This window comes from Lelliottia jeotgali (genome assembly GCF_977070485.1).
The window spans coordinates 305,426-331,410 of record NZ_CDRVFO010000006.1; the positions used below are offsets into that span (position 1 = coordinate 305,426).

Consider the following 25,985-nt stretch of genomic DNA (forward strand, 5'->3'; position numbering starts at 1 on the left):
TCATCGTGTCCCGATTGCTTGTGCTTTTTGTCGCTTTTATCGCCTGCTCGGCGCAAGCCGACGTGCGTGTGCTGACCAGTATCAAACCGTTGCAGCAGATTGCCGCCGCTGTGCAGGACGGGGTTGGCAGCCCCGAGGTGCTGCTGCCTCCTGGCGCCTCGCCGCACCACTATGCCCTGCGCCCGTCCGACGTGCGCCGCGTCGGCGATGCCGATCTGCTGTACTGGATCGGCCCCGACATGGAAGGCTTCCTGCCGCGGGTGTTGGGCAGCCGCAGCAAACCTGTCGTGGCTGTTCAGTCGCTGCCGGGCATGCAGTTGCGCCACTTTGGCGAGGACAGCCATTCACACGATGAAGAAGCGCATGACGATCATGACCACGATCATCGTCCGGGCAGCCTGGACGCGCATTTGTGGTTGTCGTCAGTTAACGCCCGGGTGATTGCGGCGAAGATGGCGGCGGACCTGGCGTCTGCGGACCCTGCCAATGCTGCGCGCTATCAGAGCAACCTGAAGGCCTTCTCTGAACGCCTCGATGGCCTGGATGCACGCATCAAGGCCCGGCTGGCGGGTATTGCCGACAAGCCTTACTTCGTGTTCCACGAAGCGTTTGACTACTTCGAGTCTGCTTATGGGCTCAAGCACGCGGGTGTGTTCAGCGTGGCGGCCGAAGTGCAGCCGGGCGCGCAGCATGTCGCGGCCATGCGCAAGCGTCTGCAGGAAGCGGGCAAGACCTGCGTGTTCAGTGAGCCGCCGCTGCGACCGCGCTTGGCTGAGACGCTGACGGCCGGCCTGCCGGTGCGGTTGGCTGAGCTGGATGCGTTGGGCGGGAATGAGCCAGTGAATGCCAAGGGCTACGAGCGTTTGCTGGAAAAGCTGGGCGATGAGCTGGCAGGGTGCCTGGAGCAGCTTTAAGCCATTTGCATAGGCGATGTAGGAGCGGCCTTGTGTCGCGAAAGGGCCGCAAAGCGGCCCCGGATATCGCGCTGCCGCAGATATGTCTGGGGCTGCTGCGCAGCCCTTTCGCGACACAAGGCCGCTCCTGCAGAGAGCGGTGGCGCTTCGGTCAGAGCGCGAACGGCAGGTGCAAAGCCACTTGCTGGCGCTGCGCCAGACGCACCTCGAACTCGCTCGGGTCATGGATCATCACATCCATCCCGGCAAACGACTCGGCCGCGATCAAACGCGACAGCCAGAAGCGCACGCACCCGACCCGCAACATCTGCGGCCAGAGCTCGGCCTCGGCTGCTGTGAATGGCCGTAGCGCAGCATAGGCCGCCAGCAGGGCTTGGGCACGAGGCATATCGATCGCGCCGGTTTCATCCAGGCACCAGTCATTCACGGTGATGGCGATGTCGTACAGCATCGGCCCCGAGCAGGCATTGTAGAAGTCGATCACGCCGGTCAGGTGGGTGCCTTCGAACATCACGTTGTCGCGGAACAGGTCGGCATGCAGGTTGGCCCGCGGCAATGCCAGGATCTGCGCTTTGTGCGCGATGATTTCGTCCAGCGCCGGCTGCAACAGGGCAACCTGTTCTGCCGTGAGGCGCGGCATCAGCTCGGCACCGCTGGCGAGCATCCAGTCCAGGCCGCGATCGGTCTTGCGCTCGATGACGTGCTCGCGGGTGGCCAGGTGGATGTGCGCCAGCAGCTCACCTACCTGGGCGCAGTGCTGGTTGTTCGGCGCCTTGATGTGCTTGCCCGACAGCCTTGGCTGCAGCAGTGCCGGCTTGCCGCACAGCTCGCGCAGGCCATTGCCGTCACGGTCACGTATGGCGTAAGGCACCGGCATATCGGCGGCGTGCAGCGTGTCGAGCAGTTCGATGAAGAACGGCATGTCCTCGCTGGGGCCGCGCTCGATCAGCGTCAGGACGAACTCCCCCTGTTCGAGGCTGACGAAGAAATTGCTGTTTTCGGTGCCGGCGGCAATGCCCTGGAAATCGAGCAGACGGCCCAGCTGATACGGCGCCAGAAAGGTTTCCAGCTCAGGCCGGGTCACGGGGGTGAAGACTGACATGATGAAAGAATGCCCATACGGGCACTTCCGCCGGGAAGTGCCAGGTTGATGTGAACGGTACGCGTCAGATTACCACTCGAAGATCTTCCAGGACGGAATCAGCATGTCCGGTTGGTCGGAACGAATGAAATTGCCATCAGAGCCATCGGCGCGTACCAGAAAATAAGGCTTGCCGTTTTTCGGCGTGATCTTGATCGCATACAGGAAGCCGTTCTGCCGGTATTCCTGGATGGTTTTATCGCCTTCCGTGCGAATGGTCACCTCGGGATCTGCCGAGGGGGCGTCGTCCGCCGCCAGGGTGACGACTGGCATGGTTGCCAACAGGCTGAGCAGTAACAGGCGATTGAGTGTACGCATGATAACCTTGTCCCTTTGTCGTCATTGATCCGGCTATTCTAGCTCCGGACCCGCCGAAAAGGTTGATTCTGCTCATGAGCCAAGCGCCCCTCGTCCTGGTGGACGGTTCCTCTTACCTTTACCGCGCCTTCCACGCGCTGCCGCCGCTGACCACTTCCAAGGGCATGCCCACCGGCGCGGTCAAGGGTGTGTTGAACATGCTCAAGAGCCTGCGCAAGCAATACCCCGACAGCCTGTTCGCCGTGGTGTTTGATGCCAAGGGCGGTACCTTCCGCGATGCCATGTTCGCCGAGTACAAGGCCAACCGCCCCAGCATGCCGGACGACCTGCGGGTGCAGGTGGAACCGCTGCATGCCAGCGTCAAGGCTCTGGGTTACCCGCTGCTGTGCGTCGAGGGGGTTGAGGCCGATGACGTGATCGGCACGCTGGCGCGTAGCAGTGCGGCAAAGGGGCGGCCAGTGATCATCTCGACCGGTGACAAGGATATGGCGCAGCTGGTAGACGGCCACGTTACCCTGGTCAACACCATGACTGGCAGTGTGCTGGATGTGGCAGGCGTGCATGAGAAGTTCGGCGTCGGCCCGGAGCACATCATCGATTTCCTCGCCCTGATGGGCGACAAGGTCGACAACATCCCAGGCGTACCTGGGGTCGGTGAAAAAACCGCAGTAGGGCTGCTGACCGGTATCGGCGGCGGCCTCAGCGACCTGTACGCCAACCTGGACAAGGTGCCGGCACTGGCGATTCGTGGCGCCAAGACCCTGCCGGCCAAGCTCGAAGAACACCGTGACGCGGCGTTTTTGTCCTACGAACTGGCGACCATCAAAGTCGATGTGCCGCTGGATATCGAAGTGGACGCACTGGTGTGCGGCGAGCCGGACCGTGAAGCGCTGCTGGCACTTTACACCGAGATGGAATTCAAGAGCTGGATCGCCGACGTTCAGCGGGACGCAGCCAGGGCTGGCGATGAAGTTGCGCCACTGGAGGCGCCTGCGGCCAAGGTCGAGCCCAAATACGAAACCATCCTTGATCAGGCTCGCTTCGATGCCTGGCTGGAAAAGCTGCGTCAGGCACCGCTGTTCGCTTTCGATACCGAGACCACCAGCCTCGATGCGCAAAAGGCACAGCTGGTCGGCCTGTCCTTCGCTGTCGAACCCCATGAAGCGGCTTACGTACCGTTGGCACACGACTATGAAGGCGCGCCGGTGCAACTGGATCGCGAAGCCGTGTTGCTGGCATTGAAACCGCTTCTGCAAGACCCGGCCAAGGAAAAGGTTGGGCAGAACGCCAAGTACGATATCAACATCCTTGCCAATGGCTCGCCGGCGATCCAGATGCAGGGCGTTGCCTATGACACCATGCTTGAATCGTATGTGCTCAACTCCACTGCGACCCGTCATGATATGGACAGCCTGGCGCAGAAGTATCTCGACCACGCCACCATCGCTTTCGAAGACATCGCCGGCAAAGGCGCCAAACAGCTGACCTTCAACCAGATCCACCTGGATAAGGCTGGCCCTTACGCTGCCGAAGATGCCGACATTACCCTGCGCCTGCATCAGGCGCTGCAGACCCGCCTTGCGCAGACACCGAGCGTGCTGCCGGTGCTGATGGATATCGAGATGCCGCTTGTGCCGGTGCTGGCCAAGATCGAGCGCCAGGGCGCGCTGGTTGATGCTGCTTTGTTACAGATACAGAGCGGTGAGCTGGGCGTGAAAATGGCCGATCTCGAGCGTCGGGCTTATGAGCTGGCGGGTGAGGAATTCAACCTCGGCTCGCCCAAACAGCTCGGCTCGATCCTCTACGACAAGCTCGGCATGCCGGTGCTGAGCAAGACCGCCAAGGGCCAGCCATCCACGGCCGAAGCAGTACTGGACGAGTTGGCCGAGCAAGGTTATCCGTTGCCGGAGGTACTGATGCAGTACCGCAGCCTGAGCAAGCTCAAGAGCACGTACACCGACAAGTTGCCGGGGCAGATCAACCCGCGAACCGGGCGTATCCACACGTCTTACCAGCAGGCCGTGGCCGCCACTGGGCGCCTGTCGTCCAGCGACCCGAACCTGCAGAATATTCCTATCCGTACCGCCGAAGGCCGGCGTATCCGCCAGGCGTTCATCGCCAGCCCGGGCTACAAGCTGCTGGCGGCGGACTATTCGCAGATCGAACTGCGCATCATGGCCCACCTGGCCAAGGACGAAGGCCTGCTGCACGCCTTCCGCAATAACCTGGATGTGCACCGTGCCACGGCTGCGGAAGTTTTTGGCGTAGCTCTGGAAGCAGTCACCACCGATCAGCGTCGTAGCGCGAAAGCCATCAACTTTGGCCTGATCTACGGTATGAGCGCATTCGGCCTGGCCAAGCAGATCGGTGTAGACCGCAAGCAGTCGCAGGATTACATCGACCGCTATTTCGCCCGTTACCCAGGCGTACTGGCCTACATGGAACGCACCCGCGCCCAGGCTGCCGAGCAAGGCTTCGTCGAGACCTTGTTCGGCCGCAGGCTTTACCTGCCGGACATCAACGCCAAGAATCCGGCCCTACGCAAGGGCGCCGAGCGCACGGCGATCAACGCACCGATGCAGGGTACCGCCGCCGACATCATCAAACGGGCAATGGTCAATGTGGACAACTGGCTGAGCGAAAGCGGCCTTGATGCTCGTGTGATCTTGCAGGTACACGACGAATTGGTGCTTGAAGTGCGCGAAGACCTGGTCGAGCAGGTGAAAGATGAAATTCGCGGGCACATGAGCAAGGCCGCGCAACTGGATGTACCGCTGCTGGTCGAGGTCGGCATTGGTTCGAATTGGGACGAAGCTCACTGATTGAGCAGGGAAACCTGTGTAGGATCCGGGTTGCAGCGACGCGGATCCTGGCATGGCTCGATGCCATTAGTGCTACGGTTTCATGAAACTATCGCAAATAGTTTTGAGGGCTGTGGAACTAAAGCGGTGAAGCGGAACTCAGAGTAACTGAATGGCTGGTGAAGCCCTTCGATGCTCCTATGTTGTGTTAAGTGTTGGCAGATATCTGGACCCCGCCCTAGCGGTCCGGACTTGGACCCCGAACTTCCCCCTCCCCATACGAAGTCCGGGGTTTTTTTTGCCCGAAAATTGGGGTGACGATGGCGGCACCATCGGCAAAAGGCGGCCCCCACAGGGTGGGAAGCCGACTTGCCGGCGATGACGTCGCTTCAGGCTACCGGCTTGTCTTCCAGCTCCATCCAGCCCGCCAGCACCTTGTAGGCCTCTTCCAGCCCCAGACGCTTGGGTGCCGAGAACAGCTGGATGGTCACGCCATCCCCCCAACCTTTGCGGATTTCCGACTGCACCTTGAGCAGGGTGTTCTTGCCTGCGCCGTGGGTCAGCTTGTCGGCCTTGGTCAGCAGGATGTGCATCGGCATGCCGCTTGCCCGGGCCCAGTCGAGCATCATCTTGTCGAAGTCGGTCATCGGGTGGCGCACATCCATCATCAGGATGACGCCGCGCAGGCATTCGCGGCTGCCCAAGTAGGCCTCCAGGTGACGCTGCCAATGCTGCTTGAGCGGGATCGGGACTTTTGCATATCCGTAACCTGGCAGGTCGACCAAACGCCGTTCATCGTCCAGACTGAAGAAATTCAACAGCTGGGTGCGCCCTGGAGTTTTCGAGGTTCGCGCCAGGCTGGCATGAGTCAGGGTATTGAGGGCGCTGGATTTGCCGGCGTTGGAACGGCCGGCGAAAGCCACCTCGTAACCCTGGTCGTCCGGGCATTGTTCGACCTTGGCAGCGCTGAGGGCGAATGTGGCTTTCTGGCAGAGGCCGAGGATGGGGTTCTTGACTTGCATGGGATATCCGATGTGGGTGTTGCCAAAGCCTAGGCCGGCAAGCGGTGTCGTTTCCGTTTGGATGGCGGAAGTATATAATGCCCCAGTATTTGTGTGCTCATTCTCCCAGCGAAGGAGAACGGGCATGGGGTGTCGAACAATAGCTCGCGCATCAGAACGCAGCGCGTCCCCCAACCCTGTCAGGTCGTTCCGCATGGCGAAATGGCTGCTAGCTGTCGGTATGTTCCTGCCGTTTTTCAGCGCACAGGCTACACAGGATCCCGAGGCGTTGTACAACCGCACGTGTGCGGCCTGTCACGCCGGGCAGTTGCCACAGGCGCCCAAGAAGGGTGACCGGGCAGCCTGGGAGCCAAGGCTGGCGCAAGGCATGGAGGTACTCATGGCGCATGTGACTCAGGGTTTCAAGGCTATGCCGCCGCGTGGATTGTGCATGGACTGCAGTGCCGAGGACTACCGTTTGGTCATCCTTTGGATGAGCGGCAGTCCCGATACATAACATTTCACCCTTAGCCGTGTTGGATTAGCTGATGAACAAACTAGTCGTGAGTCTGCTGTTGACCATGGGTGTCGCAGGTGCGGCCACTGCTGCAGAACCTGTCAAAGGCGATGCCGCCGCCGGCCAGGCCAAGACCGCCATCTGTGGTGCCTGCCACAACCCCGACGGCAATAGCCTGGCGCCCAATTTTCCGAAACTGGCCGGCCAGGGCCAGCGCTATCTCGAAAAACAGTTGCATGACATAAAGTCCGGCAAGCGTACCGTACTGGAGATGACCGGCATGCTGGCCAACTTCAACGACCAGGACCTGGCCGACATCGCCGCCTACTTCGCCAGCCAGAAAGGCAGCGTCGGTGCCGCCGACCCCAAGTTGGTCGAGCGTGGCCGGGCGCTGTTCAATGGCGGCGATCTTGAAAAAGGCATGCCTGCCTGCACCGGGTGCCACTCGCCCAATGGCGCAGGCATCGCGCTGGCGGGCTTTCCGCACCTGGGTGGCCAGCATTCGCAGTACGTGACCAAGCAGCTCACCGACTTCCGCGAAGGCAACCGCACCAATGATGGTGATGCCATGACCATGCGGACCATAGCCGGCAAGCTGAGCAACCATGATATCGAAGCGTTGGCCAGTTATATCCAGGGCCTTCACTGAGATATCTGCGCATTAACATTCGGTTAATGCTGCAACGCTAAAGATGAAAGGGCGGCGCGGACCGCCCTTTTTTCAGTCCGCAGCCGGTACACTACAGAACTCGGGCCCTTCCCGACCTGTCTCAACACAGGTCGTGTCGAGGCGACCAAAGACTGCTCAGGAGTAAAGCATGCGTAAACTGATTCTCAGCGCTGCGCTGGTCGCCGCCAGCGTATTCGGTATGTCCGCCGTTCAGGCTGCGGAGCCTGTCACGGCCGGCAAGGAGTACCTCGAGCTGAGCAACCCTGTTCCGGTGTCCGTTCCCGGCAAGATCGAAGTGGTCGAGCTGTTCTGGTACGGCTGCCCTCATTGCTATCACTTCGAGCCGGTGATCAACCCTTGGGTTGAAAAACTGCCGAAGGACGTCAACTTCAAACGCGTGCCTGCGATGTTCGGCGGTGCATGGGACGCCCACGGCCAAATGTTCCTGACCCTCGAAGCCATGGGCGTCGAGCACAAGGTTCACGCGGCGGTGTTCGATGCCATTCAGAACCAGCGCAAGCGCCTGACCGATCCCCAGGACATGGCTGACTTCCTCGCCACCCAGGGCGTCGACAAGGACAAGTTCCTCGCCACCTTCAACTCGTTCGCCATCAAGGGCCAGGTCAACCAGGCCAAGGAGCTGGCGAAAAAGTACGAAATCACTGGCGTACCTAGCATGGTGGTCAATGGCAAGTACCGTTTTGACCTCGGCACAGCTCAAGGTCCGGAAGGTGTGCTGAATGTCGCCGACCAGTTGATCGACAAGGAGCGCGCCGCTAAGTAAGCGGCGAACCCATGCCCCGCTTCAGAACCGCGCGAGGGGTTGGCCTGCACCAGCCGCAGGTCAACGAGCATCATCTGCAGGCCAATGGCCTGCCGGAAGATGGTCGCCTGCGGCTGCTCAGCTTCAATATCCAGGTCGGCATCAGTACCGAGCGCTATCGGCACTACCTGACCCGCAGCTGGCAGCATCTGCTGCCGCACACCGGGCGCGCCGGCAATCTGCAGAAAATCGGCGACCTGCTCAATGATTTCGACCTGGTGGCCTTGCAGGAAGTAGATGGCGGCAGCCTTCGTTCTGGTTACGTCAATCAGGTGGAGCACCTGGCCCAGTTGGGGGGCTTCCCTTACTGGTACCAACAGCTCAACCGCAACCTTGGGCATTTCGCCCAGCACAGCAATGGCGTACTCAGCCGCCTCAAGCCGCATCTGCTGGAAGATCACCCTCTGCCCGGTCCCTCCGGCCGCGGTGCGATCCTGGTGCGCTTCGGTGAAGGCGAGGACGCGCTGATCGTGGTCATGATGCATCTTGCGCTTGGTGCCAGGACCCGCGCTCGCCAGCTTGCCTACATCCGTGAACTGATCGGTGGATACCGCCATCAGGTCCTGATGGGCGACATGAACACCCATGCCAACGACCTGCTCGACCATTCTCCATTGCGTGATCTGGGCCTGATTGCACCTCAGGTCGAAGCCACCTTTCCCAGCTGGCGCCCGCAGCGGTGCCTGGACCACATCCTGCTCAGCCCTAGCCTGACCCTGGAGCGGGTCGAGGTGCTGGCCCAACCTATTTCCGATCATCTTCCGGTCGCAGTAGAGATCCGATTGCCTGATGCATTGACTGTGGATACGCTTCCGGCCCTGAGCTAGATCAGCAAAAGGCTATTGGAGCACTCAAGAGTTCCAGCCGTGCGCCGACAGCGTGTAACCATAGCCCACCGATGCATCACCCGTTGCGGATCCAGGCATGACCGAAGAAGCCGAGCGCTGGAAAGAAAAATACCTTAAAAGCATCGAACAGCAGGAAAAGCTGGAGCGGCGATGGGCAGCGCGGCTTGACCTGCTGCGTCGAGGCCTGGTGCGCAGTACCCTGGCCGCTGAAGGCAGCGACAAGGCGGTGGACCAATGCATGAAGGAAATGCGTGAGGTCATTCGCAGCGACAATATGGATGCCGGGCTTGCCGGGTTGATCCCCCGTCTTGAAAAGGCCGTGCTCGACTCCGAGCAACGCCGCGAAACCCGCATGAACCAGGTCAGCGATGCGCTGACCGCGCTCGTGACGCAGCTGCAAGGCCTGCCGTTGTCTGGTGATGTATCGCGATCGCTCAAGAAACTGGCGAAGAAACTCGACGGCGGCGTCAGCCAGTCGCGCGAGTTGCCGCCGCTGCTCGGAGAGCTGAGCGGGTTGCAGGGGCGGGCGCTGTCATCGTTGAACAGGCCGGATGAGGATGCCAGGCCGGGCTTTTTGCAGCGCTTGTTCGGCAACCGCGAGAGCGAACCGCGGGGTGACAACTCTTTAGAGCCGGCGGCCCCTTCTGCAATCGCTGCGCCTGAACTGCAGCCATTGCCGGACGGTCCGGTGCTGGTGGATCTACCACCCCGGGATATCGACGAGCTGCAGCCGTTGGTAGCACCTGAGGTTCATAACCCAGTGCCTGTGGTGCCTGAAACGCCTGTTGCCGCACCGCCCGTTCCAGGCGAGCCTGAGCCGCACGCACAGGAGCCGGTCGAGGTTGCACCCGTCTGTGCTGAGCAACCGCAGCGCATCGAGGGCGCTCGAACCGAGCTGCCAATACAGGTCGATGAGCCACAAGCGCTCAAGCCCCTGGAAGAAACCTTCGGCGAAGACGGACCCTATTCACTCCCTGATGCAGTCGAGCCGCCTTACAGTCAGGTTGCCGCGCATATCGAGCAAACCCTGATCGGCCTGCTCGATGACCTCAGCCTACCCGAACGCCACAAAGCCCAGGCACTGGAAATGCGCGAGCGCGTGGCACGGGGGCTGAACTGGTATGAGCTGATCCCGGTGCTCGATGACCTGGCCGTGCTCATGCTGGCGATCACCGACAGCGGGCAGCACGAATTCGAGACTTACCTGCAGCAGCTCAATGAGCGTCTCGAGAGCTTCCAGAGCCACCTTCATGAAGCCAGTGCCGGTCATGCCGACAACAGTTCTGCTGCACGCGAGCTTGACAGCCAGCTGCGTGAACAGGTCGATGGCCTGCAAAGCAGCGTGCAAGGGGCGGTCGATGTGGACAGCCTCAAGCACATTCTCGAGAACCGCCTGGAAGGGCTGCTGGTCACAATGGATGAGCATCAGCATGAGCGTGACCGTCGCGAACAGGAGCTGGCCGGGCGCCTTCAGGGCTTAGCCGAGCGCGTCGCGAACATGGAGCAGGAGGCCCTCGGCTACCGCGAACACCTTGAGGAAACGCGGCAGAAGGCATTGATCGACCCGCTGACCGGGCTGCCCAATCGCGCGGCCTGGAGCGAGCAGGTAGAGCGCGAAATGCAGGCCTGGCAGGAGAACGGCGGCCACTTGGCGATGGCGATTCTCGACCTGGACCATTTCAAGCGCATCAATGACAGCTATGGCCATCTGGCGGGCGACAAGGTACTGAAGATCGTCGCTGACCAGTTGCGCAAGCGCTTGCGGCCGCGCGATTTCATCGCCCGTTTCGGTGGCGAGGAGTTCGTACTGTTGCTGGCGCAGACGTCACCCACCGTAGCTGCGCAAGTGGCCGAGGTGCTGCGTGCCGCGATCGAAGCGTGTCCGTTCCATTTCAAGGGCGAACGGGTGGTTATCACCGCCTCCATCGGTTTGAGCGCATTCCGCTCGGGTGAGCGCGGTGATCAGGTGCTAAAGCGTGCTGATGCGGCGCTGTACCGGGCCAAGGACCTGGGCCGTAATCGGGTGGAACAAAGCTGAGCGGGTGAGCCGGGTGCGCATACGTTATGCTAACGCGTCACTGGCTAATCACCCTGGCTTCTTCCATGAAAGCGTTGCTCACTGCATTTTTGCTGATCGTTCTGGCCGGTTGTTCGACCGGCCTGCGTATCGACCGCAGCCATCCCTCGGCCAACCATGACAACCGCATCCAGTTCGTTGTGCTGCATTACACCAATGCCTCGCTGGAGCGTTCGCTGGCACTGCTTACCCATGGCGAGGTCAGCAGCCACTACTTGATCGGAGATGGCCCAGCCACGGTTTACCAACTGGTCGATGAAAGCCGTCGTGCCTGGCATGCCGGGGACAGCCAATGGCAGGGGCGAACCTGGTTGAACTCGAGCTCGATCGGCATCGAGATCGTCAACCCAGGCTTTGACACCACGCCCAACGGGCGAGTCTGGTACCCCTACAGCGAAGCGCAAATTCAGTCTCTGATCGCGCTGCTCACGGATATCGTCAAACGTAACAACATCGACCCTCGCCATATCATTGGCCACAGTGATATCGCACCCTTGCGCAAACTGGACCCGGGGCCGCTGTTCCCATGGAAGCGTCTGGCCGATGCTGGGCTTGGGGTTTGGCCAGAGCCTAATGCCGTGGCGCGCCAGCAGGCGTATTTCAACGTCAATCCGCCGAGCATAGGTTGGTACCAGCAAGAGCTGGCGCGCTTCGGCTACGCCATCGAACAGACCGGGCAGCTCGATGTCGCTACCCGCCATGTCATTGCGGCGTTCCAGATGCGTTTCCGGCCACAGCGCTTCGACGGCATGCCCGATGCGCAGACAGCTGCCATGCTTCAAGTACTCAACCGGATGCGCTGATCCTCCGCGCACCCTTGGGCTCCGCCAAACGGCCAAGCCAACACGCCATTCAGTTGCTATACCCTGTATATCAACTGGATGCTGCCCATGTCGGCTCTGATAACTGCGTTGCGCCAATTTTTTTACCGTCCCTGGATGCTGGCCTCCCTGGCAGCGTTGGCCAGCGCTGCGGTGTTGCTGACTGCTAGTATCGGTATTGCGCCGCAGCAGATGAAGCAGAGCGAGAGTGCGCAGATGAATGCTCAGGGCGAGCGTTTTCTTGATCGCCTCGAGCAAGTTTTCGGTCAACTGCGTGAAGGGGTCGATGACCTGCAGGCGCAGCCTTTGCGCGGCTGCAACCCGGCGATGCTGGCGTTGTTGCAGCAAGTTGGGCTGGGCTCGCGTTTCATTTATGAGGCGGCATACGTAGACGTCAATGTCGCCTGCTCCAACCGCGGCGGGGCACGGGCTTTCGTGCCCACGCGGGCTCCGGACATCCAGGGCCCGACCTACAGCTATTGGCTCAATACCACCACCGAACCCAACGAAAACCTTGCGGCGTTGATGCTTGCACGGGGCAACTTCCTGGTCTCGACGTCGCGCGGGCATTTGACCGACGTGGTTGACCTGCCGCCCGGAGGAAGCCTGTTGGTGGTGCTGGACAATGGCACCAGAGCGATACCAGTACTGGGGCCGCCACAAGTCTGGCCGCCAGCTGAGCATTGGCCGCCACCCAGCGGCAATTCGTTGTTCGAGCTGCACGACCGCCTTGTCTATCGCATGCTGACCAAATCGCCCGATTACCAGCTTGTGCTGATCGCACCGCGTGCCAGCCTGCCATTGAGGATGAACGGCATGCTCTGGCTGCTGTTCCCCGGTAGTGTTCTGGCTGCCTGTTGTATCGGCTGGCTGGTACTGCAGCTGATCCTGCAAAGGCGTTCCATGAGCTCAGAGTTGCAGAACGCTTTACGCCGCGGTGAACTGCAGGTGCTCTATCAGCCGATCATCGAGCTCGACAGCCGCCGCTGCGTGGGCGCTGAGGCGCTGGTACGCTGGCGGCGCCCTGACGGGACCCTTACCAGCCCGGACCTGTTCATTCCGCTGGCCGAAAATACCGGGCAGATTCGCCAGATCACTGATTTCGTGCTGCAACGGGTGCTTGAGCAACTTGGCCAGTTGCTGCGTTCGCACCGCAACCTTTACATCTCGGTGAACCTGGCCGCCTGTGATGTGATGGTCCCGCGCATTGGCCGGGTGGCGGCACGGTTGCTGGCACTGCACAGGGTGGCTGCCAGCCAGATTGCCTTCGAGGTTACCGAGCGGGGACTGATCGATGTGGTGGTGGCCCGTGACAACCTGCAGGCGCTTCGTGCGGTGGGGCATCAGGTATTGATCGATGACTTCGGTACTGGCTACTGCAGCCTGGCTTATCTGCAGACCTTGCCGGTGGACTGCCTGAAAATCGACAAGGCCTTCATCGACGCGCTCGGGCATGACGCCGCCAGCAGTGGGGTGGCGCCTCATATCATTCGCATGGCCCATGACCTTCATCTACGGGTGATAGCCGAAGGCATAGAGTGCGAGGCCCAGGCGGTGTTGCTCAACAGTGAGGGCGTCAATTATGGCCAGGGCTGGCTGTTCGCCCATCCGCTTAATGCCCGGCAGTTCGTCGAGTTGGTGACGCGAGGGCGGCAGGTCCGGAGGCCGCGGATAGATGATGAACCTTGAACGTACTTGCGGTGGCCGGCAAGGCGTTGTCCTCAACGACCTTTGCAGGTCAAGAACTCAGACCGGAAGAGCCATGTAGAACTGGGTCCCTTGCCCAGGCCGGGAGAAGACGCCCATGCGGCCGCCGTGCAATTGCACGATTTCCTTGCACAATGCCAGGCCCAGCCCGGCCCCGCCCTTCTTGCGCCCGACCTGTACAAAGGGTTCGAAAATCCGCCCCTGCTGTCCGTAGGCAATGCCTTCGCCATTGTCCTCGACACTGATGATGACGCGTTCTGCGTGGCGTCGCGCATGTAGACGGATTCGCCCCCCGCTGCCGGTATGCCGAATGGCGTTGTGCAGCAGGTTGTCGAGCACGCGATCCAGTTGGGCGATGTCGGCCTGGATCCGAGGCAGCGGTGGTTCCAGCGCCTTGATCAGCTCGATCTGCTTGACTGATGCCTGCTCGCTGAACCGTACCTGGGCACGTTCGAGCAGTTCGTCGATGGCGCAGGGGGCGAGTTCGAGTTTTTGCAGCCCGCTCTGGTAGCGAGAGAAATTCAACAGGTCGTTGATAAGCTGGGTCAGGCGTTGCATTTCCTCGCCGATGGTCTCCAACAGGTCATTCTCACGCGCCTGCGGTGGAAACTTCACGCGCTCTCGCAGCAGGCCGAAGGCCATGTGCATGCCGGTGACCGGCGTACGCAGTTCGTGGGAGGCGCGTAGTACGAACTCACTACGCACACGCTCGAAAGCGCGCTGCTCGGTCACATCGTGCAGCACCATCACGGCACCGAGAATCGGTCCTTGCGGGTGGCTGACCGGGGTCAGGCTGTAGGACAGCAGGCGTGATTCTTCATCAACCTCGATACTCAGGTCCTCAGGTGGGCGGTCCAGGCTACCTCCGCGCAGCACCTGGCGCAGCTGTTGCTCCAGCTCTGGGCGCTGCAGTGCCTCTGCCAAGGGGCTGCCCAGGCGGTTGTTGCTCCAGCCGAGCTGGCGCTGGGCGACCGGGTTGAGATGCTCCAGGTGGCCTTGGCGGTCGATGATCAGCAGGCCATCGTCGATGCTGTCGAGCACAGCCTGCAGGCGTTGTTGGCCGGCCAGCAGTTCATCGACGTTGGTTTCCTGGTGCTTGCGCAGCGCCTCGGCCATCAGCCCGAAGCGGCGGGTCAGCTGGTTGACTTCTATGGCTTGACTGACGGGTAACGTGACATCGAAGTTACCTTGGCCGAGTTGATCTGCAGCTTTGGCCAGGGCTTCGATGGGTTGCCCGAAGCGGCGGGCGATGTTGTGAGCGGTAAAGAAGCCGAGCATCAGCACCACCAAGCCCGTCAGGCCGAGTACACCACTGACCAGTAAAGCGCGGTCGCGGGACAGTTGTTCGCTGCGAGTGATGTAATCGATGGCAAGCTTGTGCGAATCGATCAGATCGGTGCGCACTTGGTTGAACGCGGCGCCCAGTGGCTGGTCGGCACCCATGCTGTTTGCCGGTGCAGGGCTTTGGCGATAGGCACTCAGGAAGGTTTGATAGTTGCTGCTGGCCTTGCTGAAGCCGGTACGTTCACCGCCTTGGGCGAGCCCTTGGTCAAGTAGGTCCTGGAAATTCTCTTGCAGCGCTCGCAGGCTCTGAGGCGAAGTTTGCGCATCGAGGATGAGCATCAGTTGCTCGCCCAGGTTCTGCCGTAGCTTCAAGCCTATTTCCAGAACATGGGTGGTATTGCGCACCGACGCTTGCTGCGAGGCAGTCATTTGCAAGACGCTGACCAAGCCTAGCATCAGCCCCAGCAGAGCGACTGTGATCAGCGCTGAAATGCTGAGGAAGAGGCGCGTACGCAGCTTCATTGGCCATCTCATAGGTTGTACTGCTTACGCTTGCGGTACAGGGTCGAGGCATCGATACCCAAGGTCTTGGCGGCCTGGTCCAGAGTGTCACTGGCTGCCAGCACGGCGCCAATGTGGGCACGCTCCAGTTCATCCAGGCTCAGGGCCGCACCGACCCGGGGAGCGCTGCCGGCAGGTTGCTCGCCCATACCCAGATGGATGATTTCCACGCGCTCCTGTGGGCAGATGATGCTGGCGCGCTCGACCACGTTGCGCAGTTCGCGAATATTTCCCGGCCAGCGGTAATTGAGCAGTGCGGCGCGGGCTTCGTCGCTGAAGCCGCGGGCAGGACGCGCGTATTCCTTGACGAAACGGGCGAGGAAGCGATCGGCCAGGGTAAGGATGTCCTCACTGCGCTCGCGCAGGGGCGGCAGGTGCAGGGTGATGACGTTCAGGCGGTAGAGCAGGTCTTCACGGAAGCGGCTTTCGCGGACCATTTCTTCCAGGTTCAGGTTGGTCGCCGCGAGGATGCGCACATCGGCGCGTCGGGTGACTGGGTCGCCTACCCGCTCATACTCTTTATCCTGGATGAAACGCAGTAGCTTGGGTTGCAATGTCAGGGGGAAATCGCCGATCTCGTCGAGGAACAGCGTGCCGCCATCGGCTTGGTTGACGCGGCCGAGTGTGCTTTCACTGGCGCCAGTGAATGCGCCGCGGGTGTGGCCGAACAACTCGCTCTCCATCAGCTCGGCGTTCAGCGACGGGCAGTTGATGGTGACGCAGGCCTTGCGTGCACGCTTGCTCCAGCTGTGAATGGCGCGTGCCAGTTCGCCCTTGCCGGTCCCTGATTCGCCAAGAATGAGGATGTTGGCGTCGGTGGTTGCCACCTGACGTGCGGTTTCCAGCACGGCCATCATTGCCGGGCTATGCGAGTCCAGGCCGTCCTTGGGCTTGCGCACTTCACCTTCGAGCGCCTCCAGGCGTGCCGACAATTGGCGGACTTCCAGCTGTTTGGCGGTAGCCAGACGCAACTGGTCCGGGCTGCAGGGTTTGACCAGGTAGTCGGCTGCGCCGGCCTGGATCGCATCGACCGCAGTGTCGATGGCCGAATGCGCAGTGACGATCACCACCCGCATCCACGGTGCCTGGATGCGCATCTGTGCCAGCACGTCCAGGCCGTTGTCTTCACCCAGACGCAGGTCGAGGAAGCACAGGTCGAACACCTGGCGCTGGAGCAAGGCTTCGGCCTGCGCGGCACTGTTGGCTGTGGCCACGCTGTAGCCCTCATCTTCGAGGCAGTAGCGGAAGGTGCGCAGGATCGCGGACTCGTCATCCACAAGCAGAATACGGCCTTGGTTGTCCTGGGCTGATTCCATTTCCAGCGCTCCTTTGGGAAAGATCTTCATTTAGTGTGGGAAAAATCGGGCAAGTTGCATGGTCAATTCTGAAGGATTCTGTCCTATGCATGCTAGCCAATGGCCAAAGAATGCCGTGAACCCGCGATATCTCAATGCTTGCCTTAGAGCATTGAGGTGGCACATTGGTTGCGACGATTTGTGGATTTAGCCTACAGAAGGAGTGCGGTCATGCCTTTTACCACTCGAATGGTTGTGTTGACGGCCAGCCTGTTGTCCATTTGCATCCCAGCGTTTGCCGACCCTGTTCAGGATGCACGCCTGGAGGGCTCCCTACAGACGGCGCTGGCGCTCAATCGCATGCTCAACCCGTTTCGCATTGAGGTCGAGGTGGATGGAAAGCGGGCACGCCTGACGGGTGAGGTCGAGAATGAGGTTGAGCGTCAGCTGGCCGAACACGTCGCACAGGCGACTCGAGGCATCGAGCAGGTCGATAACCAGTTGCAGGTCAACGCCGGTCTGGTCGAGCGCCCGCTCGAATTGCGGGCTTACGCTCAGCGTCTTGAGGATGCCACCCTGGCTGCCGTCATCCGTGCGCGTCTGCTGTGGAGCCGTACGACGCAGAAGGCGCCTATCGAGGTACAGAGCAGTGAAGGTGTGATCACCCTGCGCGGCAAGGTCGACAGCGCTGAAGCCAAGGAACTGGCTGGGGTGGTGGCGCGGACCACTGACGGTGTGCATCTGGTCAACAACCTGGTCAGTCTGGATTCCGCAGCCATGGCCCAGGCTCGCGAAACGCCAGTGGGCGTGTCCACCGGGCCGCAGCCAAGTGACAGTTGGGTGATCGACAAGATCCAGAACAGCTTCCGTTTCAGCCGCAACCTTGATGGCCTGAACATCAAGGTGGCCAGTGAGGGCGGCATGGTGCGGCTGTCGGGTGAGGTGGTCAGCAGCGAGCAGAAAACCATCGCCGTTGAGATCGCGCGGCAAATCATTGGGGTACGTGGGGTGGATGCCGATCTGCTCAAGGTGGCGACCAAGGTTGAAGGATGAATCGTGCAATACGCACGACGCTAAGGCGGGCATCGTGCAGGATACGTCCTCAGGCCCAATCATATGATTGCCTAAGTGACTGATTTATAAAGAATTATTAGAAATCGAACGGCTGGCACGCAGGCTGCAATTACCTGTTCAGGTTTGAATAGAAAAATTACAGCAGGAGAAGCCGGCATGAACCGCCAATCCGTCAACCGTTCGCAGATCGCCGCACTGCCACTGCGCCAGTTCCTGATATTGGGTATGGCGTTGCTGCTGGCTTTGGCCGCAGGCCTTTTTTACTACAGCTGGCAGACCGCGCGACTCACTGAACAGGTTGCGGCGCAGACTGCGCTGCTGGCGCAGATCCAGGCGACACGTGCCAACACATTGGTGAGGGCAGCCCAAAAGCTGCCTTCGGCCAACCCCTCGCCGGCCACAGTTGAAAAAGTCGTGCCCCAGCAACGCTGGGTGTTCTAAGGCGCTGCGGTTTCGACACCGACCGGATCGATTTCAGAAAAAGAAAGGAGAAGCATCATGCTGAGTTGGGCTATCACTTTCCTCATCATCGCCATTGTCGCCGCCGTACTCGGCTTCGGTGGTATCGCCGGCGCTGCCACGGGTATCGCGAAGATCCTGTTCATTGTCTTCCTGGTCCTGTTCGTAGCCTCCTTCTTCTTTGGACGTGGTCGAGGTTGAAGATGAGCAGGAAGCTTTGCAACGCCGTAGCTGCCGCTCTGCTGTTGGGTGGTAGCGCAGCGGCGATGGCGGCCAATGATGGCCAGGTCAGCGCCGACAACTTGCTCGGCTCTGACCCTGAGTACCGGGAAACCTGGCAGGACGCGATCAAAGGCGAGGAACGCCTGCCCGACTGGGTGATGAACCTTACGGGCAGTGCGCAGGAGCAGATGTCCGCAGTGACCGAGGATGGTGATAAATACCTGGTCGGCCCGCTGTGTGAATCGAAGGACAAATGCACCTATAAACGCCTGATCGTAGCGTTCAGCTGGGACAAGGATGACGCCTACGGGATGCTGGTTGAGGTACCCGAGGGCCTGCCGAGTGACAAGGCTCCAACCCGCCATGCGCAGTATCGTTGGCTGGGTGAGCCGGACGAAGGCATGCAGGCGATGCTGAAGGAGCAGCTCAAGCGTGACCCGAACTGGTACTGAGTGTCACGGACGATAGGTCGCGCACTGTCACGTAATAGACGCGGAACCTTTCTATAGTTCTCGCTTCTATGATGCGCCGCCCCGAGGAGGGGCTGCACATGACCAAGGGGCCGGGCTGTTCTGATTGTTGCAGGATCGGAGTGGCCTAGGGGTACAGGGAGTACCTCCAGCAATGGGCCGGGTCAGGCAAGGCAATATCGGAGGTTCAGGTCAGGGAGTGTTTTTTCCACAGAAACCTGGCCTGGCTTCCGAGATGCCATCTTCGTTTCCACGTCTTGCTTTCAGCTTTTTCTTGCTGAGACACATTTTGTCTTGACCGCACATCAATTTTTTTTCGTCCAGCCCTGTCGTGGCTAAGTGTCATTTCGGCCATTCGGATTGTCGAACAGGCCATCAATTCCTTCTTCTGCATACTGCCAAATCAGCCGAGATCTGGCGGTTTGGTCTTGTTCGGGTTTCCGAACGTTATAAATCAATGACTTGCGTATGCCCCATTTTGACGCATTGCTGTATGCCGAATCGGTATGGGGCATGCGCTTCCGGCATTAGATTTCGTCCTTGCCCATCGCAATAGTTGCCGCCTTTTCGCTGGCCCGAGCGCCCTGTCGCTCGCTTGCGGTGTCCTTACATGAGGCCTCCGGACGGAAGCTGTACGATGCCCGTGACGTTGCCAACGGCTCTGTTACGTGCTTTTCCGGTCGGTGCCCGTGATCACTAGAACAAAGGGTAAAGACATGAAGAAGGCAAAACTGAGCCTCGCCTGGCAGATCGTCATCGGTCTGGTCCTGGGCGTTGCAATCGGCGCGCTACTGAATCATTTCAGTGCAGAAAAGGCATGGTGGATCAGCAACGTTCTCCAGCCCGCCGGTGACATCTTCATTCGCCTGATCAAGATGATCGTCGTCCCGATCGTGATTTCGTCGCTGATCGTGGGCATCGCCGGGGTTGGCGACGCGAAGAAACTGGGCAGCATCGGCCTGAAGACCATCATCTACTTCGAGGTGGTGACGACCATCGCCATCGTTGTCGGCCTGGTCCTGGCAAATCTGTTCCACCCGGGCGCCGGCATCGACATGAGCACCCTGGGCACCGTGGACATCTCCAAGTACCAGGCGACCGCCGCCGAGGTGCAGCATGAGCATGCGTTCATCGAGACCCTGCTGAACCTGATCCCGTCGAACATCTTCGCGGCGCTGATGCGTGGCGAGATGCTGCCGATCATCTTCTTCTCGGTGCTCTTCGGCCTGGGCCTGTCGAGCCTGCAGGCAGACCTGCGTGAACCACTGGTGCGTACGTTCCAGGGCGTGTCGGAGACCATGTTCAAGGTCACCCACATGATCATGAACTACGCCCCGATCGGCGTATTCGCACTGATCGCCGTGACGGTCGCCAACTTCGGCTTCAGCTCGCTGCTGCCTCTGGCCAAGCTGGTGCTGCTGGTGTACTTCGCCATCGCCTTCTTCGCCTTCATGGTGCTGGGCCTTGTAGCCCGCCTGTTCGGCTTCTCGGTAATCAAGATCATGCGCATCATGAAAGATGAGCTGATCCTGGCTTACTCCACTTCCAGCTCCGAGACCGTGCTGCCGCGCGTCATCGAGAAGATGGAAAAGTACGGTGCACCGAAGTCGATCTGCTCGTTCGTGGTACCGACCGGTTACTCGTTCAACCTCGACGGCTCGACCCTGTACCAGAGCATCGCGGCGATCTTCATCGCCCAGCTGTACGGCATTGACCTGTCCTGGAGCCAGCAATTGCTGCTGGTGCTGACCCTGATGGTGACCTCCAAGGGTATTGCCGGTGTGCCGGGCGTATCGTTCGTGGTCCTGCTGGCAACTTTGGGCAGCGTAGGCATTCCGCTGGAAGGCCTGGCCTTCATCGCGGGTGTCGACCGGATCATGGACATGGCGCGTACCGCTCTGAACGTGGTCGGCAATGCCTTGGCTGCCCTGGTGATCGCTCGTTGGGAAGGCATGTACGACGCCGCCAAGGGCGAGCAGTACTACGCCTCGCTGATTGCGGACAAGAAGGAAGCGGCGCTGGTTGGCGAGACCGCCAAGCGCTGAACCTGACGCGTTGAACATTGAGCCCCGATTCATTCGGGGCTTTTTGCTATGTGTAGGGATCATATCGCCGGCGAACCGGCGAAATGGCCAGAGCAGGCTAAAGCAGCCGTTGGTGCGTTATCATTCAGGCACTTTTCTGGGGGAACACACGGATGCTCAATGGCCTTTGGCTTGGCTTTTTCCTGGTGGCGGCCGTATCGGCCCTGGCCCAATGGCTGGTCGGCGGCAATGCCGGCATTTTCGCCGCGATGGTCGAGAGCATCTTCGCCATGGCCAAGCTGTCGGTCGAGGTCATGATCCTGCTGTTCGGCACCCTTACCCTCTGGCTGGGTTTCCTCAAGATCGCGGAAAAGGCCGGTATCGTGGAATGGCTGGCCAAAGTGCTCGGCCCGCTGTTCGCCCGGCTGATGCCGCAAGTGCCGCCCGGCCACCCGGCACTGGGCCTCATCACCATGAACTTTGCTGCCAACGGTCTGGGCCTGGACAACGCCGCTACTCCGATCGGCCTGAAAGCCATGCGCGCCCTGCAGGAGCTCAACCCCAGCAGCACCACCGCGAGCAACGCGCAGATCCTGTTTCTGGTGCTCAATGCCTCATCGCTGACTCTGCTGCCGGTGACCATCTTCATGTACCGCGCCCAGCAGGGCGCTACTGACCCGACCCTGGTGTTCCTGCCGATCCTCCTGGCGACCAGCGTTTCGACCCTGGTCGGTCTGCTATCGGTGGCGGTGATGCAGCGCTTGCGCCTGTGGGACCCTGTGGTGCTGGCCTATATGATCCCGGGTGCTCTGCTGCTGGGCGGCTTCATGGCTTTCCTCGGTACCCTGTCGGCTGCTGCGCTCGCCAGCCTGTCGTCTGTCCTCGGCAACCTCACGCTGTTTGGTGTGATCATGCTGTTCCTGGTAATCGGTGCGCTGAAGCGGGTGAAGGTGTATGAAGCCTTTGTCGAAGGCGCCAAGGAAGGGTTCGACGTGGCCAAGAGCCTGCTGCCCTACCTGGTGGCCATGCTGGTGGCCGTTGGTGTCCTGCGCGCCTCCGGGGCCCTTGAGCTGGCATTGGATGGCATTCGTCACGCGGTGAGTTGGATGGGTATGGACACCCGCTTCGTCGAGGGCCTGCCGACCGCATTGGTCAAGCCGTTCTCCGGCAGTGCGGCGCGGGCGATGCTGATCGAGACCATGCAGACCCATGGTGTGGACAGTTTCCCGGCACTTGTAGCCGCTACCGTTCAGGGCAGCACCGAAACCACGTTCTACGTGCTGGCGGTATATTTCGGTGCTGTCGGCATCCAGCGCGTACGCCATGCAGTAGGGTGCGCCTTGCTGGCCGAACTGTCCGGTGTCATTGCTGCCATCCTGGTCTGCTACTGGTTCTTTGCCTGAGCCTGAGCACTTTGCGCCACGGTCCAGTTCACCACCTGCGCGGCGAGTTGATCGTTGGCCACGCCGAAGCCGGCCACCACGGCCGAAACCTGCGTATCTACCAGCGGCTGACGCACCTCGAAACGCTTGCTGGCAAGGATTCGCTGGCTGCGCCCCTGAACCAGACGCGCGTCATAGCGGATCACTACCTCCACCGTACCGGTTGGCCGGTACTCGCTCTGAAACGCCTGCAGTTCACCGGCCAGTTCATAGTCGGCCTGTAGGTTGCTGTCGTCGGCGCTCAGACGCTGTACACGCCCGTCGCGCTGGAAGCCATCGAGCAGGCGGTTGCGTAACAGCAACGGCACCGGGTCGCTCCAGCGGGCGCCTTTGTAGCTGCTGACCACGTCGCCCTTGGGGATCACAGCGATGCGTGGCCCGGCCAGCACTTCGCTTGCCAGCGGCTTGTTCAAGCGTAACGACCATGGCACCGGGGTCGCGCTGTGGCTGGCTTGGTTGACCGGTAGCCGGTAGATATCCACAGGCTCGCTCTGGGGCAGGATCGAGCAGGCGGCAGACAGGCTCAGCGCGGCCGTCAAGGCCAGCAGGCGCAGCGACAGCTTCATGGCTGGAACTCCTTGTTATTGTCGCGGCCAAGCAGGTAGCCGCTCGGGTCGGCTTCCAGGCGTCGGGAAATGCCCTTGAGTGAGTTGAGGGTTTCACGCAGTTCGCGGATGGCCGGTGTCAGCTGGTTGAGGCCTTGCGCGCCGTCGTCGATGGACTGGCGGTTGTCATTGAGCAGGCTGTTGATGGTCGCAGTGCTGGCGGCCAGCGATTGCATGGCCTGCTCGGCGCTGCCGATGGCCTGTTTGCCCTGGGTGCCGAGCAGGCTGTTGGCATTGCGCATCAGCGCTTGGGTTTCGGCCAGCGTGGCGTTGGCCTGTTTGCCGACCTGGGCCAGCTGCTCTATGGCCTGGGAAATGCCGCCTTTGTGGTTGGCGAACGCACTGGTGGTCTGTTCCAGATTGGCCAGGGTGTTGCTCAGGCGGTCGATATTGTTTTCCGAGAACATCTGGTTCGCATTGTGCAGCAGCAGGTTGATGTTGGTGACCAGGTCGCTGCTGTCATTGAGTAGCTGCGAGATGGGGGAGGGCGAGGCGATTATCACTGGCAACTTGCCGTCCTTGCCCTTGAGCTCTGGGCTTTTCGGAGTGCCGCCGCTGAGCTGGATGAATGAGTTGCCAGTGACGCCGGCGAGGGTCAGTTTCGCCTGGGTGTCTTCCTTGACCGGCGTATCGCCGCTCAGACGAACCCGGGCCAGCACCCGGCGCGGATCCTTGGGGTCCAGGCGCAGGCTGGTCACGTCACCGACCTTGATGCCGTTGTATTGCACGGGGCTGCCGCGGGACAGCCCGGACACGGCTTCGTTGAAGATCACTTCGTAGTCCTTGAAGGCGTCGTCGACGCTGGACTTGGTCAGCCACAGGCCAAACAGCATGGCACCGGCCACCACCAGCACGGTGACCAGGCCGATGAGGACGTGATGAGCTCGGGTTTCCATCGTTCAGCGCTCCTGCCCGGCACGGTTGGCGGCCTGTTCAGCCGCCCGCCCGCGTGGGCCGTGAAAGTAATCGTGAATCCACGGGTCGTTGGTCTGTTCGACTTGGGCCAGCGGGCCTGCCACCAGCACTTTCTTCTGCGACAGCACCGCAATGCGGTCAGTGATGGTGTAGAGCGTGTCCAGATCGTGGGTGATGAGGAACACGCTCAGGCCCAAGGCGTCGCGCAGGGTGAGGATCAGTTGGTCGAAGGCGGCGGCGCCGATCGGGTCGAGGCCGGCAGTGGGTTCGTCAAGGAACAGGATGTCCGGGTCCAGGGCCAGTGCGCGGGCAAGTGCGGCGCGCTTGATCATGCCGCCAGACAGTGAAGAGGGGTACTTGTCTGCGGCTGAAATCGGCAGGCCGGCCAAGGCTAGCTTCACCCCGGCCAGATGTTCTGCATCGGCGCGCGACAGGCCTGCATGCTCGATCAGTGGTAACGCGACGTTCTCGGTGACGGTCAGCGAGGAGAACAGCGCACCCTTCTGGAACAACACGCCAAAGCGTCGTTCGACCAATGAGCGTTGCTCTTCATGCAGGCCGGCCAGGTTCTGGCCAAACACCTTGATCTGGCCTTCGTTCGGCAGCCTTAGCCCAATGATGCTGCGCAGCAGCACCGACTTGCCGCTACCCGATCCGCCAACCACGGCCAGGATTTCACCACGGTAAAGGTCCAGATCGAGGTTCTCGTGCACGCTCTGGCTGCCGAAGCGGTTGCAGATGCCCCGCGCCTGGATCACTGCTTCCGGGGCACTCACCAGCCCATCTCCATGCAGAACAGCGCAGCCACTGCATCGAGCACGATGACCACGAAGATCGACTGAACCACGCTGGAGGTGGTGTGGGCGCCTACCGACTCAGCGCTGCCGCTGACCTTGAAGCCTTCCAGGCAGCCAATGGCCGCGATCAGGAAGGCAAAGAAGGGGGCCTTGGCCAAGCCGACGAGAAAGTGCTGCACGCCAATATCGCTTTGCAGCAGCGAGAGGAACATGGCCGGCGAAATATCCAGTGAAAGCGCGCAGACCACAGCACCGCCGACGATGCCGCAGATCATCGCGACGAAGGTCAGCAGCGGCAGTGAGATCAGCAGTGCCAAGACCCGGGGTACGACCAGCAGTTCGATCGGGTTCAGGCCCAGGGTACGGATGGCGTCGATTTCTTCGTTGGCCTTCATCGAGCCGATCTGCGCAGTGAAGGCACTGGCTGTGCGGCCGGCCATCAGGATGGCGGTCAGCAATACGGCAAATTCGCGCAGGAACGAGAACGCCACCAGGTCGACGGTGAATACGGTTGCGCCGAAATCGGCCAGCACGGTCGCCCCGAGGAAGGCGACCACCGCGCCCACCAGAAACGTCAGCAATGCGACGATAGGCGCTGCGTCCAGGCCGGTCTGCTCGATATGCGAGACAACCGGGGTGAGGCGCCAGCGATGCGGTTGCAAGGCCCGGCGCAGCAGGGTCTCGAGGATCAGGCCGATGAAGCCGAGCAACTGCAGGGTGTCTTGCCACAATGTATTGACCGCGCGGCCGATGCGCTCCAGCAGCAGGATCAGGACATGGCGCTCGGGTTCCTTTACCGGGATGCAGTAGTCTTGAACCGAGCAGTAGACGTTCTTGAGCAGGGCGCGGCTGGCATCGGGCAGCTCTTGAGTGCAGTGCGACAGGCGCTCAGAGCCCAGCAGCTCAGCCAGTAGCGAGGCGCCGGCGGTATCGAGCTGGCCCAGTTGGCTGAGATCGGCTACGGCGTCGGCGTCGTATTGGGTACGCAGGCGTTCGCTGTCGCGCTTGAGGCTGGCGTAGTGGGCCAGGGTCCAGTCACCGGCAATGCGCAGGCAGGGCGGTTGGCTACTGGTATCCAGGGTGGCGCTGGGGGTAGTCATAGGCTCCATGCATCTGACAGGCGTAGAGACTGATCATAGCGCAGCAGGCATGGCGGGGTTTGTTGAGAATGTGCTGAGTATTGTGGGGCCGCGTTGCGG

24 protein-coding genes are annotated in these 25,985 nt (G+C 61.0%); 15 read left to right on the forward strand and 9 right to left on the reverse strand.

Going from position 1 to position 25,985, the window contains the following annotated elements; genetic code table 11:
• Window positions 1-5: 5 nt before the first annotated feature.
• On the forward strand, window positions 6-914 hold the full coding sequence (locus tag ACW4TB_RS11860) for a zinc ABC transporter substrate-binding protein (protein ID WP_279932374.1): 909 nt from the start codon (window positions 6-8) through the stop codon (window positions 912-914).
• Between the two features lie 151 nt (window positions 915-1,065).
• Here ACW4TB_RS11860 and ACW4TB_RS11865 read toward each other — a convergent pair whose 3' ends face one another.
• Complete coding sequence (locus tag ACW4TB_RS11865; protein ID WP_012316859.1) at window positions 1,066-2,016, reverse strand: homoserine kinase; 951 nt, start codon at window positions 2,014-2,016, stop codon at window positions 1,066-1,068.
• 69 nt (window positions 2,017-2,085) lie between these two features.
• On the reverse strand, window positions 2,086-2,373 hold the full coding sequence (locus ACW4TB_RS11870; protein WP_012316858.1) for a DUF2782 domain-containing protein: 288 nt from the start codon (window positions 2,371-2,373) through the stop codon (window positions 2,086-2,088).
• 65 nt (window positions 2,374-2,438) lie between these two features.
• On the opposite strand from ACW4TB_RS11870, the gene polA reads away from it, so the two are divergent.
• Entirely contained in the window at window positions 2,439-5,195 is a 2,757-nt protein-coding gene (gene polA, locus ACW4TB_RS11875) for a DNA polymerase I (protein WP_455842980.1), read from the forward strand.
• Window positions 5,196-5,563: 368 nt separating this feature from the next.
• Here polA and yihA read toward each other — a convergent pair whose 3' ends face one another.
• A complete protein-coding gene (gene yihA / locus ACW4TB_RS11880) occupies window positions 5,564-6,196 on the reverse strand; it encodes a ribosome biogenesis GTP-binding protein YihA/YsxC (RefSeq protein ID WP_012316856.1) in 633 nt (210 codons plus the stop codon).
• A gap of 193 nt (window positions 6,197-6,389) precedes the next feature.
• Between yihA and ACW4TB_RS11885 the strand changes: the two genes are divergently transcribed.
• The 7 genes from ACW4TB_RS11885 to ACW4TB_RS11915 all read left to right on the forward strand — a co-directional run bounded on the left by ACW4TB_RS11885 (window position 6,390) and on the right by ACW4TB_RS11915 (window position 13,620).
• Window positions 6,390-6,692: a c-type cytochrome gene (locus ACW4TB_RS11885; RefSeq protein WP_012316855.1), complete on the forward strand. Its 303-nt coding sequence runs from the start codon at window positions 6,390-6,392 to the stop codon at window positions 6,690-6,692.
• A gap of 31 nt (window positions 6,693-6,723) precedes the next feature.
• Complete coding sequence (locus ACW4TB_RS11890) at window positions 6,724-7,341, forward strand: c-type cytochrome (RefSeq protein WP_012316854.1); 618 nt, start codon at window positions 6,724-6,726, stop codon at window positions 7,339-7,341.
• A gap of 169 nt (window positions 7,342-7,510) precedes the next feature.
• Window positions 7,511-8,146, forward strand: coding sequence for a thiol:disulfide interchange protein DsbA (dsbA, locus tag ACW4TB_RS11895; RefSeq protein ID WP_012316853.1), 636 nt, complete (start codon window positions 7,511-7,513; stop codon window positions 8,144-8,146).
• 11 nt (window positions 8,147-8,157) lie between these two features.
• A complete protein-coding gene (locus ACW4TB_RS11900) occupies window positions 8,158-9,012 on the forward strand; it encodes an endonuclease/exonuclease/phosphatase family protein (RefSeq protein WP_012316852.1) in 855 nt (284 codons plus the stop codon).
• 97 nt (window positions 9,013-9,109) lie between these two features.
• A complete protein-coding gene (locus ACW4TB_RS11905) occupies window positions 9,110-11,071 on the forward strand; it encodes a GGDEF domain-containing protein (RefSeq protein WP_254466869.1) in 1,962 nt (653 codons plus the stop codon).
• A gap of 65 nt (window positions 11,072-11,136) precedes the next feature.
• Window positions 11,137-11,913, forward strand: a complete 777-nt coding sequence (locus ACW4TB_RS11910) for an N-acetylmuramoyl-L-alanine amidase (protein WP_455828327.1) — start codon at window positions 11,137-11,139, stop codon at window positions 11,911-11,913.
• Between the two features lie 87 nt (window positions 11,914-12,000).
• Window positions 12,001-13,620 (forward strand): EAL domain-containing protein, encoded by a 1,620-nt coding sequence (locus ACW4TB_RS11915; RefSeq protein ID WP_455828326.1) that lies wholly within the window; start codon window positions 12,001-12,003, stop codon window positions 13,618-13,620.
• A gap of 57 nt (window positions 13,621-13,677) precedes the next feature.
• Here ACW4TB_RS11915 and ACW4TB_RS11920 read toward each other — a convergent pair whose 3' ends face one another.
• Window positions 13,678-15,444, reverse strand: a complete 1,767-nt coding sequence (locus ACW4TB_RS11920; RefSeq protein WP_455842975.1) for a KinB sensor domain-containing domain — start codon at window positions 15,442-15,444, stop codon at window positions 13,678-13,680.
• Between the two features lie 8 nt (window positions 15,445-15,452).
• On the reverse strand, window positions 15,453-16,799 hold the full coding sequence (gene algB, locus ACW4TB_RS11925; protein WP_012316847.1) for a sigma-54-dependent response regulator transcription factor AlgB: 1,347 nt from the start codon (window positions 16,797-16,799) through the stop codon (window positions 15,453-15,455).
• A 210-nt stretch (window positions 16,800-17,009) separates the two neighbouring features.
• On the opposite strand from algB, the gene ACW4TB_RS11930 reads away from it, so the two are divergent.
• The 6 genes from ACW4TB_RS11930 (at window position 17,010) to ACW4TB_RS11955 (ending at window position 22,430) form a co-directional block, all read left to right on the forward strand.
• A complete protein-coding gene (locus tag ACW4TB_RS11930) occupies window positions 17,010-17,831 on the forward strand; it encodes a BON domain-containing protein (protein ID WP_279932360.1) in 822 nt (273 codons plus the stop codon).
• Window positions 17,832-18,008: 177 nt separating this feature from the next.
• Entirely contained in the window at window positions 18,009-18,293 is a 285-nt protein-coding gene (locus ACW4TB_RS11935; protein ID WP_012316845.1) for a hypothetical protein, read from the forward strand.
• 57 nt (window positions 18,294-18,350) lie between these two features.
• Complete coding sequence (locus ACW4TB_RS11940) at window positions 18,351-18,512, forward strand: DUF1328 domain-containing protein (RefSeq protein WP_003252966.1); 162 nt, start codon at window positions 18,351-18,353, stop codon at window positions 18,510-18,512.
• Window positions 18,513-18,514: 2 nt separating this feature from the next.
• Window positions 18,515-18,985: an inhibitor of vertebrate lysozyme family protein gene (locus tag ACW4TB_RS11945; RefSeq protein ID WP_012316844.1), complete on the forward strand. Its 471-nt coding sequence runs from the start codon at window positions 18,515-18,517 to the stop codon at window positions 18,983-18,985.
• A gap of 734 nt (window positions 18,986-19,719) precedes the next feature.
• Window positions 19,720-21,048 carry a glutamate/aspartate:proton symporter GltP gene (gene gltP / locus ACW4TB_RS11950; RefSeq protein ID WP_012316843.1) on the forward strand — a complete coding sequence of 443 codons (1,329 nt, stop codon included), beginning with the start codon at window positions 19,720-19,722 and terminating at the stop codon, window positions 21,046-21,048.
• Window positions 21,049-21,200: 152 nt separating this feature from the next.
• Window positions 21,201-22,430, forward strand: coding sequence for a nucleoside recognition domain-containing protein (locus ACW4TB_RS11955; protein WP_012316842.1), 1,230 nt, complete (start codon window positions 21,201-21,203; stop codon window positions 22,428-22,430).
• Here the strand turns inward: ACW4TB_RS11955 and ACW4TB_RS11960 are convergent.
• From ACW4TB_RS11960 to ACW4TB_RS11975, 4 genes are read right to left on the reverse strand one after another with little or no spacing between them, the layout of a single operon-like run.
• Window positions 22,412-23,035, reverse strand: coding sequence for an ABC-type transport auxiliary lipoprotein family protein (locus tag ACW4TB_RS11960; RefSeq protein WP_012316841.1), 624 nt, complete (start codon window positions 23,033-23,035; stop codon window positions 22,412-22,414). The genes ACW4TB_RS11955 and ACW4TB_RS11960 overlap by 19 nt on opposite strands.
• Entirely contained in the window at window positions 23,032-23,970 is a 939-nt protein-coding gene (locus ACW4TB_RS11965; protein WP_046786725.1) for an MlaD family protein, read from the reverse strand. The genes ACW4TB_RS11960 and ACW4TB_RS11965 overlap by 4 nt, the downstream gene beginning before the upstream one ends.
• A gap of 3 nt (window positions 23,971-23,973) precedes the next feature.
• Window positions 23,974-24,765: an ABC transporter ATP-binding protein gene (locus ACW4TB_RS11970; protein WP_012316839.1), complete on the reverse strand. Its 792-nt coding sequence runs from the start codon at window positions 24,763-24,765 to the stop codon at window positions 23,974-23,976.
• A complete protein-coding gene (locus tag ACW4TB_RS11975) occupies window positions 24,762-25,895 on the reverse strand; it encodes an ABC transporter permease (RefSeq protein ID WP_012316838.1) in 1,134 nt (377 codons plus the stop codon). The genes ACW4TB_RS11970 and ACW4TB_RS11975 overlap by 4 nt, the downstream gene beginning before the upstream one ends.
• Window positions 25,896-25,985 lie beyond the last annotated feature (90 nt).